The organism is Dokdonia ponticola, assembly GCF_042653865.1.
Taxonomy (GTDB): domain Bacteria; phylum Bacteroidota; class Bacteroidia; order Flavobacteriales; family Flavobacteriaceae; genus Dokdonia; species Dokdonia ponticola.
In genome coordinates this window covers 806,346-819,503 of the sequence record NZ_JBHSFV010000001.1, presented here as the reverse complement: position 1 = coordinate 819,503, position 13,158 = coordinate 806,346, and the positions used below count along the sequence as shown (strand labels likewise).

Annotated in this window: 9 protein-coding genes; 5 read left to right on the top strand and 4 right to left on the bottom strand. The window is 36.2% G+C overall.

The features are described 5' to 3' along the window. The first annotated feature begins 3 nt into the window (after window positions 1–3). Window positions 4–1,248, top strand: coding sequence for a sialidase (locus tag ACFO3O_RS03835; RefSeq protein ID WP_379977179.1), 1,245 nt, complete (start codon window positions 4–6; stop codon window positions 1,246–1,248). Between the two features lie 393 nt (window positions 1,249–1,641). Continuing rightward, entirely contained in the window at window positions 1,642–2,517 is an 876-nt protein-coding gene (locus ACFO3O_RS03830) for a hypothetical protein (RefSeq protein WP_379977178.1), read from the top strand. A 38-nt stretch (window positions 2,518–2,555) separates the two neighbouring features. Here ACFO3O_RS03830 and ACFO3O_RS03825 read toward each other — a convergent pair whose 3' ends face one another. After that, window positions 2,556–5,321 (bottom strand): CHAT domain-containing protein, encoded by a 2,766-nt coding sequence (locus ACFO3O_RS03825; RefSeq protein ID WP_379977177.1) that lies wholly within the window; start codon window positions 5,319–5,321, stop codon window positions 2,556–2,558. Window positions 5,322–5,412: 91 nt separating this feature from the next. Beyond that, window positions 5,413–6,693 carry a S8 family peptidase gene (locus ACFO3O_RS03820; RefSeq protein ID WP_379977176.1) on the bottom strand — a complete coding sequence of 427 codons (1,281 nt, stop codon included), beginning with the start codon at window positions 6,691–6,693 and terminating at the stop codon, window positions 5,413–5,415. A gap of 113 nt (window positions 6,694–6,806) precedes the next feature. On the opposite strand from ACFO3O_RS03820, the gene ACFO3O_RS03815 reads away from it, so the two are divergent. Both ACFO3O_RS03815 and ACFO3O_RS03810 read left to right on the top strand, forming a co-directional pair. Continuing rightward, entirely contained in the window at window positions 6,807–7,367 is a 561-nt protein-coding gene (locus tag ACFO3O_RS03815; protein ID WP_379977175.1) for an RNA polymerase sigma factor, read from the top strand. Then, a complete protein-coding gene (locus ACFO3O_RS03810; RefSeq protein ID WP_379977174.1) occupies window positions 7,360–8,181 on the top strand; it encodes a tetratricopeptide repeat protein in 822 nt (273 codons plus the stop codon). The genes ACFO3O_RS03815 and ACFO3O_RS03810 overlap by 8 nt, the downstream gene beginning before the upstream one ends. Window positions 8,182–8,324: 143 nt before the next feature. Here ACFO3O_RS03810 and ACFO3O_RS03805 read toward each other — a convergent pair whose 3' ends face one another. Further along, window positions 8,325–10,802, bottom strand: coding sequence for a M14 family metallopeptidase (locus ACFO3O_RS03805; protein ID WP_379977173.1), 2,478 nt, complete (start codon window positions 10,800–10,802; stop codon window positions 8,325–8,327). A gap of 192 nt (window positions 10,803–10,994) precedes the next feature. Further along, window positions 10,995–11,321: a hypothetical protein gene (locus tag ACFO3O_RS03800; RefSeq protein ID WP_379977172.1), complete on the bottom strand. Its 327-nt coding sequence runs from the start codon at window positions 11,319–11,321 to the stop codon at window positions 10,995–10,997. 215 nt (window positions 11,322–11,536) lie between these two features. Here ACFO3O_RS03800 and bshC point away from each other — a divergent pair, with 215 nt between their 5' ends. Further along, window positions 11,537–13,132 (top strand): bacillithiol biosynthesis cysteine-adding enzyme BshC, encoded by a 1,596-nt coding sequence (bshC, locus tag ACFO3O_RS03795; RefSeq protein ID WP_379977171.1) that lies wholly within the window; start codon window positions 11,537–11,539, stop codon window positions 13,130–13,132. Window positions 13,133–13,158 lie beyond the last annotated feature (26 nt).

The following is a 13,158-nucleotide window of genomic DNA, read 5'->3' as shown; positions in this document are numbered from 1 at the left end:
AGTATGCATGAAGTGAAAAATATTGCACTTACACTATCAATAGTTTTTTTGGCTGTAACTTTTTCATGTAAGCAAAAAGAAGAAACACCTAAAATAGAAGCGGCACAAGAAATTACATTGGGATCGTTACTTAAACCATTAGATACCCCAAGTAAAGGGAAAGCGCATTTACCAAGATTAGTAGCCCAAAATGGAGCATTGCACATGACATGGGTGGAGCAAGAAGACTCGCTGGCGATCCTTAACTATGCGACTTATAAAAATCAACATTGGTCATCACCCAAAACCATCACCTCTGGAGCTGATTGGTTTGTCAATTGGGCAGATTTTCCGGCATTGGCAGTAAATGGCGAAACGGTACTTACTAATATTCTTCAAAAATCAGCAGAAGGGACGTATGATTATAACATCAAATTAAACTTGCTTACGGGTGATAGTCTCGTGAAGTCTAATTTTATTTTACATACCGATGGTATACCTGCCGAACATGGTTTTGTAGCCATGCGTCCCTATGATGATGGGTTTTATGTAAGTTGGTTGGACGGACGAGATACTAAGAATGAGAAAAAGGAAGACAATCAGATGACGCTTCGTGCGGCTATTGTCAGTATGGATGGAACTATTAAAGAAGATACAGAAATAGATCCGAGAGTATGTGATTGTTGTAATACAGCTATTGGGATTACTTATAATGGTCCTGTAGTAGTGTATAGAGACCGTTCAGAAGAAGAAAAAGAGATTCGCGACACGTACATTGTAAGATGGGTAGATGGCGCTTGGACCACTCCTAAAGCCATCCATAATGATCAATGGAATCTTAATGGATGTCCTGTAAATGGCCCTGCTATTGCTACTCAGGAAGAAAATGTAGTCGTTTCTTGGTTTACAGCCTCCAATGAGACCCCTAGAGTGCTTGTTGCTTTTTCTCAAGATAATGGCGCTACTTTTAGCACTCCAGTTCGTGTGGATGCGGGTATGGCCATTGGGCGTGTTGATACCGCCTTCTTAAAAGATGGAAGTGCGTTGGTAAGCTGGTTAGAACCTCTTGGGGATAAAGTGGTATTACAAGTGGTGCGCGTACACCAAGATGGGCGTAAAGAAGCTCCTATAACTATTACAACTACTTCGGCAGCACGTGCAAGTGGTTTTCCTCAAATAGAAGTTATGGGAACAACTGTGTATGTGGCGTGGACAGATTTACAGGATGATTCCTCTCAGATTGAGATGACCTCTTTCGAAATAGAATAGCATGATTTACCCTTATTACTAACAAAAGCCTTTTTTAGTATAGTCTTCAAAAATGAAATGAGTAAATTTTGTTACTCTGACTTGGTGATCGATATGTTAAGGTTCAAAGGCTTGCCTCAAAATTAAATTATTTTTTTCTGAAATATCTTGTATACTTACATCGAGGTAGTTATTTTTTTGCTTTTGCGAAGCTGCCTAAGGAAGACAGTAGCGCACGTACTCTGTATTGTTATAATTATGATAATGAGTAAATTAAAAACAAAAAGTGATTGAATATTGGGTAATGAATTTTTGATTTTGATACTATTAATAAATCGCGGTAACCGAAAAGCGAATTATTAAATAGAGTAGGTTAAAAATCATTATGTTATGTTAAAAAAAGTAATTTTATCAATGTTAGTCATTTTTTTTCTGTTTTCATGTGAAACAGAAAACGAGGTAAATGATGCTTCAGTTAATTTAGAAATTACAAATTTAAATTCATCAGAAAGAGCGTATTACGCCCCTTGGGTGTTTGTAATGGATTGGAGATATGGTAGAACATGTGGACCAGGTGGAGGAGTCTGTTTTAGTAATGGGGATGGTGATATCCTTAATTTCTATAACGTTGCGCCTCCAGGCGATGATACAGGTTCGGTAGGTCAGGTATTTGATGCTATGACAGCAAATGACTTTAGTCCTCAAGATGGATTTGTAGGATACCAGAGATATGTAGATAAATTACGTGTCGCTTTTTCTAGAGACTTAGGAGAAAGATCTGTGCGCGTAAGCGAAGATATGATCTTAGCAGAAGAGATTTCTAGAGAATTAGGATTAAAGGAAATTACATTAAAAGCAGGTGATTATGCGTTGGATTTTACAAATCTTGAACATGGTGAAGCACTCATAGATATCACCTTTAAAGAAATTGAATTAGATACGCATGATGTGTATGGGGCTATTGGTATACAAGATTTTCCTGTAGGCGGAGGACTTACCGCAGAAGCTTTTATCGAAGATTTAGGTCTGAGACCAAGTGATCTTGCAGAATATCAAGTATTAGAAGGTAGATTTACAGGTACAGCTGCTGCAGAACACCTCATTGATGGAGAGATTGTATATGTATGGCATGAGTATGAGAACGAACCTGTTTTCTTATTTGAAGGAAGATTAAATGATGGAGGAAATGTATCTATGAGTAGAATTTCATGGTGTGGGAATGAATTTGGAGGTTGGAATACATTTGACTTCTTCTGGGCATTTATAGATAATGGATGTTGGTGGTGTTAATCACTAGTGTACTAATTTTGGTTTAGAAAGAGAAGAGGCTATTTATGTATAGATAGTCTCTTTTTTTTTTTATACATCAAAGCAAATATGGTTATACCTATACATATCAAAAGCCCTACTATTTTAAGCCAAAAATTATCTTGCACTAATTGTATAGGGCTATTATCTCCCGTCAGTGTTATAGATGCCCAAAAGTAGGGAGATGTTTGTTCTAGTTGATGTGTTTCTAGGTATGATACTTTTGCGGTATGTAATGCTTTTGATTTGGTTTGTCCCGTTTTGAGTTTCTTATAAAATGTATATAGTATTTTATTATTAGACATTTCGTTGACATTCCAATGTGATGCAATTACGCTTCGTGTACCGCTGTAAAAAAAACCACGTGAAAGACTCATAATACCTTCACCTATTTCTTGTTTTCCTTGAGCACTTTTACAGGCATCTAATATAACCAGATCTGTATTGTTTGCTACATCATACAGTTCGTTTAGAATAATTTTATCATCGTACAGCTCTAGCCAAGGTGTATCGTTTTCAGTATATCCTGCATGAGAGTTTATATGAACGATGCTAGCGTCTTTTAGACTGGCAAGGCAAGCACTTTTTGTTGCCTCTTTCCGTAACCTTACGAACATTGGAAGAAAAGAAGCATACGTTTTCATTTCTTCTTCACTTCTTTTTAAATCAGTTAAGTCCTTGTTTTTAAAAATTGTTGGTGCAAATCCAATAATAGTGGATGTTGGTTTTCGGGTAGTTTTACTTATTTGTTTAAAGACAGAAGCAGAATGCAAATACAATGTCTCTGTATGATATAAAAGGTAATCAGGTTTGTAATCATTTCCACTAGCACCTATGCTTAGTGCTTCAAAAGGAAGATTATATAAGGCGTAATCAGGAATGATCGTTAGTTTTTTAAAATCAATCTTTTTTGCGTTCTCTAGAAAAGGAAATAACTTTTGATATACAGCAAATGAAGTGTCTCTGTATCTTTTAAAGGCTTCTTTTGTGGTAAAAGGAGCGCTTAATTCCTTTTTGAGGAATTGCACTTGCTGTAATAAATCTGGTGTATTTGGGATTTTGAAAAGTGTTTTTTTGTCGTTTGCACAGAAAATTCCATATCCGGAAGTTTCATTTACAATATATTCTATAAAGGAAGCCTCTTTTGATACGTGCTTTTCTATAGTTTCTTGAAGTGATAGGATGGTGGGTTCATTTTTTAATGTATAATACGCTGGGAATGTTTTTTTAATAGAATCTAGAAAACGAGTATATGTATAATCTATCTTAACAAATTCTTCTTGTAGTTCAATATCATTTTTGGTGTCTTGTAACTGTTGTTTTAGGGTTATTCTTTTTTCAAGGAGTATTTTTTCTTTCTTTAAGATGTCTTCAGGAATATTATGTTTTTGTTGTGCATATCGTTTGTCTAAATGTTCTAGTAAAAGAAGCGCTTTGTTTTTTTCCATAAAATAGAAAGCTTCTTCTGGTTCCTGTAATAAATAACAAACCTCTACAGCAAGCATGTAGGAGTCAACACCACTATTGATCCAAAAGAGCTTAGATTGATCTAGCTCACTATCTAAGCGGATTAAAGAGACGAGTTGATCTATTAAGTACAGCGTTTCTTTGGCATAGATGAGATATGTCTGTTCTTTTTCTAAGTGATATGCGTCTAACCATGCACTGGCTTTATTGACTAGATATCCTAATACATCAGGTTTGTATACATACGCTTTAAAAGAGTCGATAGCGGGTAATTGACTAGTATCAGTAGGGTCATACGGTTGTCCTAACGCTGTATAAATTGCCTTTTGGTAATAGTTGATCTTTTGTTTAGGATCTTTGGTCTGAAGGTAAAATCCTTGATTGTCGTAGATATCAGCTTTTTTGATAGGATCCTCATTTATTTTTAAAGCCATAGCATAATACATTTTGGCTTTTTTATGCTCATTTTTTCGTGAATGTATTGCCGCAATATTCATATATAATGTGCCAATATTATTTGAATCCCCAACTTCTGTATATAAAGAGAGTGCTTTTTCATAATGAAAAATAGCTTTCTCTTTTTCATTTACCTTCTCAAAAATAGTCCCTAGATTTGTGTTCATATCTGCTATTTCTTTAAGAGAAATGTAGTCCTTTAATGACTCTATTTTTTCTTTATGTTCAGATACCTTTTTCAAATATTTTTTAGGAGTACTCATTTTACTATACGCTTCTATACACGATAGATGTCCTAGAATAAAAGTCCTGTAATCTTTATAAATATCAAAAGATAGTATAACAGGTTCTAAATTTTGAAGTGCTTTAAAGTAGTCGCCTTCATTCATATATAGAGATGCAAGTTCTATAAGTGCTTTAAAATTAAACTTGTCTGTGCCTTTGTTTTCTAATATTTTCTCCAAATACATTCGCCCTTTTTGGCTCTTTTCTAACCCTTTATAGTAGATGTACGTATTGTACAAACTGTTGTTTACATCTTTTAGATCAATGTCTTTGAGGGTAGTTCTTATTTGGATAGCTTTTTTTGTTTCCTGTATAGCGCTTTCCAATAAACCCATTTGGTTGTAAAGCAGGCCTAATTTATGATGCATATACCCTAACTCAGGTGTTTTAGTGATTGTATCTGCTTTGGAAAGTAATAAGTGGATGTCCTTGATTTTATCTTCTGTTGATAGTTGATAATTTGTATAAATTCGATCAAAGTTATCTTTTACACTTTCTACACGTCCTTGCGAATACGCCTGATGGTTATAGAGCACACCAAAGATTACTACTATAAAATAATAAAAGGGCTTGTACATAATAAGTGGTTGGTTCCTATAAAAATAGGCATAAAAAAAATCTTCGATTGGGAACCGAAGATTTTTCATGCAAAATAATAAGGTTATCTCACTAATATAGTGGTGTAATGTATTTATTGTAGATCGTTTGTTTTGTGTAGAAAACAGGTATTCCACCTGCATCTAATTGTTCCTTGATCTCTATTGGTGTATACGTCATACCAGAGCCATAAAGTAGTTTAGCCGCTACAGCAGTTACCAAAGGTGCTGAAAATGAAGTTCCAGAAATAGGCACACTTTGTCCAATAGTATTTACAAAAGGGAGATTCGTTCCTTTAGACATAAAATCTACGGTATTCCTTCCATAATTTGTAAAATAAGCAGCATCCGTAACTTCTTCATTGGTTGCACCAACAGCAATGACATTAGAGGTCATGGCAGAAAAATTTGAAGGATAATGCGCAATGTTACCGTCATTATCATTGGAAGAATTTCCAGCTGAGGTAACAACGAGCACATTTTCATATTGTGACAATAGGTCTAAAAAAACGCTCGTTGTAAAAGGGTTTGCATTTATATCATCATACCATCCAGCACTTATTTGAACAATATCTGCTTTAGGTAACGAAAATAGCATCCCACATAACATATTAAATATACTGACTTCGCCATCCTGATCGGCTATTTTTACAGGTAATAACTGAAACGGAACCTCAGCATAATTGAGTGATTCATAAATCATGGTGCTTACTGCAGTGCCGTGAACTTGAATGTAATCATCATAGCAATTGTTGTCTTCATTTACATAGTCCCAACCAGAATATACACCAGGTATCCCTAAGGGAGCGGCATCATACAAGAAAGGACTTGAGTCAAAAGTAGGATAGTGAACATCAATTCCAGAATCTAAGACAGCAATAGTTACTGTATTATCATTACTGTTATTAGAGGCAATGTGTTCCGTGTCATAAGTGTTGCCAGTACCTCCTGTGAGGTAAGGAATCTCTACATCATTTTCAAAACTAAACTCTATGATTACATTCTCAATACTCTCTGCACCTCCACTCCCAGAGCTTACCGATCCAAATTTGTTTTCTAAATCTATTCCAGGTCCAAAATCCCACTTTTCAAAAGTGCCATCACAATGTGCACACACTTCATAATCTACCACTTGAAATTGTTGTCTTAAGGCGGCTTTTTTTCTAAGAGGCGTGTTTTTTTTGAATTGAATAATAAGTTCTCGGGTAGAATATTTCGGAGAACTTGCTGAAGTATATTGTGATTTGTAGTTTGCTTCTACAGGAATGCTCTCCTCAAGGTTTTCATCAACCTTGGAACAAGAGGCAATCAATAAAATTGTGACAATTAAAAAACTACCAATTATTTTTTTCATCTTTATGGTCTTAAAATTAATAAAAAGAGTTACTCTTACTTTATAGTGGTATTAATTAAAATGTATTACCCATATTAATTTAAAGAATTTTTTCGAACCGTATAATATAATCTATGGATGAAACTGAAAAGTATTTGAATGGATTAATACATAATGATAGAAAAGTAGTAGCGAGTATTTATCAAGCTTTTTTTCCCAAAGTAAAATCATTTGTTCTTAATAACAAGGGAAAAGAAGAAGATGTACACGATGTCTTCCATGATAGTTTGATGTACCTTATCGTCAAGCATAAAGAAAGTCCATTAAAGATCGTCTCTTTTGAAGCTTACTTTTTTACTATATGTAAAAATATTTGGCGAAGGATTCTGAAAAACAAAAAAAAAGGGGTAATAAATATTGATACAATACACTATGTAGATAAAGAAACAGACCTAGGATTGTTTTATTTGGAACAAAAAAGATTAGAGTTTTATCAAGAGAAATTTCAATTGCTATCTCCCAATTGTAAAGAGGTCTTGGGAAGTTATTTTAATGGAATGAGTTATGAAGAAATACTTCAGGAATTAAAATACACATCCATCAATACTGTAAGACAGCGCGTATTTAAATGTAAAGCAAAGATTATCCAGTTAATAAAAGAAGATCGTAGATATCGTAAATTAAAAGATGAGTGAATTTTTTGAAGATAAAAGACAACAAGAAATAGAGGCATATATACAAGGAACCTTGTCTCAGGAAGCTCTAGCTATTTTTAAAGAAAAATTAGCTAGCGATAAAATCTTGCAAGAAGATGTGCTACTCCAAGAATCCTTACGCGATTCTCTAGGAGAAAAAGATTGGGCAACGTTAGAAAATGATCCTACCAATAAAGAGTTACAACAATTAAAAGCAACACTAAAAAGCAACACTTATGTGCAGATCTCAACTACAATCAAAGAGGTCGGTACTGACTATAAAAATAATCCCACAAACAAAAAGCAAGATCGACATGTATATTACCGAATTGCGATTGCCGCAGCCGTACTTTTATTGTGTGCCCTTCCTTTTTTAATCAACTCACAATCAGAAAGCTACTATGATCAATATGCGAATTGGGAAAATTTACCCTCTTTACGAGAAAAAGGAGATTCACAATCCAACCTTATAACTGGAGAATCACTATACCTTTCTCAAAAATATAAGGAAGCCATAGATTATTTTGAAGATACCATAGCGCCTAATGATCCTTATTATTCATATGGGCTGATATATCTCGGAGCTTCTTACTTTCAGGTAGATAGCTTAGAGAAAGCACACCAAACCTACGATAGGCTAATTGCAACTAATACTCTTCAAAGTTCCTATGGATACTGGTATAAACTGCTGTTATACCTCAGAGTAGATAATGCCGAAAAAGCAGAAGAAATGCTTTCACTAATTGTGAGTAATCCGGATCACTACAATTATAAAGAAGCCAAAAAAATACAAGAAGCATTACAATCAGAATAAGTACCAGTAAGTTCAAAAGATAAATGGTATAAGTACGCTTTCGCGAAAGCGTATAAAGGCAAAAATGCACTATTATTTGTCACATATAAAGTACAAATAATAGTGCATTTTAAAATTATCGAAATATCCTGTTCTCTCTAGTATTAAAGTCTAAACGCATTATTATTCGTAAAGAAAATCGCATTGGCAAAAAACAATTTTCCATTTTGCCAGAATCCACGGAATAATGGGTCATCCACCATATAAATGATGCTTCCGCGTCCCATGCGCTCTTCTCCAAAGACCAATGATTTTCCAAGTTTTGATTTGGCATTATCACCAGCAAATCCAGCGACATTCGTCACGTCGTCTGTGATGTAAGCAACATTAAAGCCACTATCTAGGTGTTTATAAGAACTACTTCCTAATTTTAAACTGTAATACGTATCTCCGTACCCAAAAGCCATAGGATGTGTTGGGTCTACTTTTGTTTTAAAAATACTTCCTGTGATAAAGTTGGTCACGCTGGCTTCTTCACGTTCGGCATAAGGAGTTAAGTTTTCTTTCTCTTCCTTTTTATCGTCAGGAGTTGTATTTTGCTTTAAGCTAAAACCGCTTTTTCCAGCAAAAGCACCTAATGCTCTGTCTATTGCAATGATTTTTCCACCACCGCGTACAAAGCTTTGCACTTTAGAGAGTGTACCTTCATTCAAAACACTTCCATACCAACCACTTGGCATGATGATGATATCAAAATCATCTAGATCTGTGCGTCCTATACGATCTGCTTCTATAGAGGTGACAGGATATCCTAGCGTTTGCTCAAAATAGTACCAAGTTGCTCCGTAACTTAAAGAAGAAGTTCCATCTCCTTTCAATAAGGCAATTTTTGGTGGATTCACTAATTTTATGTCTGGCGAACCAAAATCAGGACCAGCATCTGAAAAACTAGAGGTTGCTGGAGTTAATTTTCGGCTGTTTGCATCTGCAATTTTGTAAAGATGATCTACAAAATTTTCATTGTTTTTGTTGTCACTTTTTGTAATAATCAGCGTACCACGGTCATATTTCTGACCTCCATTAGTCATCGGTTTTTCTGTAAAGCGAACTTTGATACCTGCTTTTAATAAGCCAGCGAGGAATTTTGCATCCTCCATACTGTTCCATTTTGCTAGGTAACCAGGCGCATCCATACGCTGTTGATTGATCACCTTAGAAAAAGGGTTTCCGCTGTTTGTGCTCACTTTTGTGGTACTTGCAATCGCATCAAGTCCATACGCGTGTGGTAAACTCCAGGCAGTAATATCATACGTAAGTGGTGTCGATAGTTCTGCATCTGGCTCTAATAATACTTTGACCATTTTTCCCTTTGGCTGATCTGTATGAATCACCATGGCAAGATCATAACTCATGCTGCCTTGATCGTTTTTGGTATAGCTAAAACCAGTGGCTTTTCCATTGATGGCAAATTCGTATTTGATCTCATGACGATCTAGCAAAGTAGCCAATGCTGCGAGGTTGTCCTGTGTACCTTTTAACACATAGCTTTTGTATTTTAAATTGCGATTATCAAAAAACTTAGCAAACTCCCTATTGATTTTTGAAGCTGTTTTTGAAGAAATTTCTACGGTAGAAAGCCCAGTTGTTTTGTGATGCGCTACGCGATCTACAAGGGTAAGCTCAAAACCTTCGTCATTATTAATGCCAAGTCCTGCACGACCATGACCTGCTTGCTCATAGGTCATTCCTATGGCTCCCATATACGTAGGGTAGGTGTCTCCGTAGCTAGGATAGAGTAAGTCAAACCGCTCACGCGTGAAGAATAACCAGCCTTCTTTATCAAAGTAACGTGCATGATTCTGACCTATTTGCGTTTGAAAATCACGTTGCCAATCAGAGATGATTTCATGAAAAGGCTCCGCAGCAGGTGCAAAATAATACGGCTCATTAATTCCTTGTTCGTGGAAATCAACATGAACGTGTGGTAACCACTGATTATATACTTTTAAACGTGCTTGAGACTCCACTTGTGTAGCCCATGCCCAGTCGCGGTTGAGATCAAATAAATAATGATTAGGACGCCCTCCCGGCCAAGGCTCATTGTGCTCTGAAGCCACTTGAGAAGGATCGTAAGGTGTTGATGCTACCTGATTAAACCAGTTGGCATAACGGTCACGTCCATCGGGATTGATACACGGATCAATAATCACCACTGTATTCTCTAACCATGCTTTTTTGCTAGTAATCAATTCATAGAGTGTCACCATAGAAGCCTCTGTACTAGAAGCTTCATTCCCATGAACATTGTATGATAACCAAACAATGGCTTTATCTGCTGTTGTTTGTGAAGAACTACCTATACCCGCTTGGGCAAGATTGGCTGTTCGAATGTTTTCAAGATTGTCATGATTTGCTTTTGAGGTAACTACTGCGTATGTAAGCGGTCGACGCTCATTGGTACGACCGTATTCTTGATACGTAACCAAATCACTGTTTTGGGCTACATGTTCAAAATAACGTACTACATCTGAGTGGCGTGAAAATTGAGTGCCAATTTCATACCCTAAAAAATCGGATGGAGATTGCACTTGTGCTTGAAGTATTCCTGTAAGGAATAAAAGAAAAAAGGATAAATGACGCATAAAAATATCTTTAAGATAAAAGCCTTAAAGATACCTATTATAAAAAAAATAATTCAGTCTTTTTAGACAATTTTAAGCTTTGTAAAGAACTCCTAAAGAAGTGCAACGTCATGTGTGTTACAGCAACATTTCTACTAGCTTAGAGCTATTAAAATGATAACATAAAGTGATTTTGATACGAGAAGTCTTACGTTAAGCAATTCCCTTAGTAAGCGCAATGATAAAAGCATCAATTACTTTCCATTGTTTCCCATTCCAGATATAAGATCCAGATTTTAAAGGCTTTGTTTCTGCAGCGCTGTGCACACGGATCATTGATAAAGACATTTCTTCTGTTTCCAATGGAGAGGCTTCTTTGCTCTTTACCAATATGTTACTTTTAATAGCTGAATTTTGATGTGTCGCTATCTCATGCATCCTCTCAGAGTTATTTAAAGACGTATCAATAATTACTTGGCTATACGCAGATGCTGTGCTAAAAAGAATAACAGCAAATAAGAGAAAGGATAAACGTTGCATTTTTTGACAATTTTGAATACCTAATTTAGGTGGTAAAACGCTAGAAACAAAGAATAAACATAACTTTTAGATGAAAAATGCAATTTTACCGATGTACGGTAAAACCGTATGTTTTTCGTAGATGTAACTCTGTTTTTTGTCGATAGATTAAGAGAAAGCATATTATGTAATCATTGATAAAACACCTATTTTTGGAAGGAAATTGTAAGACCCACATGCAAAAAGACACTATCGCATATTCTCAAACTGGATATTTCTCAAAACTTATTTGTCACTATTTGGATCAGGATTCAAACGTCGCTCCTTTTTACCATCGGTTTCCTTCATTAGAAAATTTTGAAGCACAAATCAAAGAAAAACAGGCATGGTTTTCAGAAGATTCAAGGCGTGTGCTAGTATCGTCTTTGCAAAAACAATATGCACAAACAGATGTTTCGGATGTAACGAAGCTTCACATAGAAAAATTAAACGAGGACACTACCTTCACGATCACGACCGGACATCAACTCAATCTCTTTACGGGGCCACTGTATTTTTTATATAAGATAATTCACACGATTACGCTTTCGCGAAAGCTAACCCAACAACACCCCCACTATGATTTTGTTCCCGCATACTGGATGGCAACCGAAGATCACGACTTTGACGAAATCAATTACTTCCGATTTAAAGGCTCCAAAATTCAATGGAATCGAGAAGATGGTGGTGCTGTAGGCGAACTCTCAACCGAAGGTCTTGAGGCTGTATTGGAGTTATTCAGAACTGCATTAGGATCATCAAAGAATGCGCAGTATTTAGCCTTGCTTTTTGAAGAAGCTTATATCAAACACACCAACCTTACTGATGCTACGAGATACTTAGCCAACGAACTTTTTAAGGACTATGGTCTCGTGATCGTAGACGGGAATGATGCTGATTTAAAAACCGTATTTGCGCCCTATGTTGAGCGAGAATTATTTGAAGAAGTCGCGCATAAAGAGGTCACTTCACAAACCGAAGCACTTACAGCACTAGGGTATCCAGAACAAGTACATCCAAGAGAAATTAATTTGTTTTATATCACCAAGGGAATTCGAGAGCGCATCATCAGAGATGGTGCCGATTTTGTGGTAAATAACACAGCGATCCGTTTTAGCGAAAGCGAAATTCGTGAAGAATTGAATACATACCCTGAACGTTTCTCTCCTAACGCCTTGTTACGTCCATTGTACCAAGAAGTAATTTTACCGAATCTCACCTACATTGGTGGAGGCGGAGAATTAGCGTATTGGTTTCAATTAAAATCGTGCTTTGAAGCCATGCGCGTGCCTTTCCCGATGTTGCTTCTCAGGAACTCAGCGTTGATCCGCACCGAGAAGCACAAGAAAAAAACAGAAGCACTGGATATTACCATCCCACAATTGTTCTTAAAACAAAACGAATTAGTAAATCAAAAGATTCGGGCGATTTCAAATATTGATATTGATTTTTCTGAGCAACGCACGCATCTTAAAGAGCAGTTCAAGTCCATGTATACCCTTGCTGCCGAAACGGATGCTTCTTTTATAGGCGCGGTCAAAGCACAAGAGGTCAAACAACTTAAAGGTTTAGATCATTTAGAACAGCGATTGCTCCTCGCTCAAAAACGTAAATTACGAGATCACGTACAACGCGTAGTCGACGTGCAAAATGCTGTTTTTCCATTACACAGTTTGCAAGAGCGCAATACCAATTTCGCCGAATTCTATTTGGAGTTTGGAACCGACCTGATTCCTGCGTTGGTGGAGGCTTTAGAGCCTATCAATGAAGCGTTTACAGTGGTTACGTTGTAGGTGTTTGTTATGCTTAATCTAGATAG

Coding starts and splice junctions, on each gene's coding strand:
- ACFO3O_RS03810 (WP_379977174.1), top strand. CDS start 7,360: ATGAGTGAATTTTTTGAAGATAAAAGACAACAAGAAATAGAGGCATAT.
- ACFO3O_RS03815 (WP_379977175.1), top strand. CDS start 6,807: ATGGATGAAACTGAAAAGTATTTGAATGGATTAATACATAATGATAGA.
- ACFO3O_RS03820 (WP_379977176.1), bottom strand. CDS start 6,693: ATGAAAAAAATAATTGGTAGTTTTTTAATTGTCACAATTTTATTGATT.
- ACFO3O_RS03825 (WP_379977177.1), bottom strand. CDS start 5,321: ATGTACAAGCCCTTTTATTATTTTATAGTAGTAATCTTTGGTGTGCTC.
- ACFO3O_RS03830 (WP_379977178.1), top strand. CDS start 1,642: ATGTTAGTCATTTTTTTTCTGTTTTCATGTGAAACAGAAAACGAGGTA.
- ACFO3O_RS03835 (WP_379977179.1), top strand. CDS start 4: ATGCATGAAGTGAAAAATATTGCACTTACACTATCAATAGTTTTTTTG.
- ACFO3O_RS03800 (WP_379977172.1), bottom strand. CDS start 11,321: ATGCAACGTTTATCCTTTCTCTTATTTGCTGTTATTCTTTTTAGCACA.
- ACFO3O_RS03805 (WP_379977173.1), bottom strand. CDS start 10,802: ATGCGTCATTTATCCTTTTTTCTTTTATTCCTTACAGGAATACTTCAA.
- bshC (WP_379977171.1), top strand. CDS start 11,537: ATGCAAAAAGACACTATCGCATATTCTCAAACTGGATATTTCTCAAAA.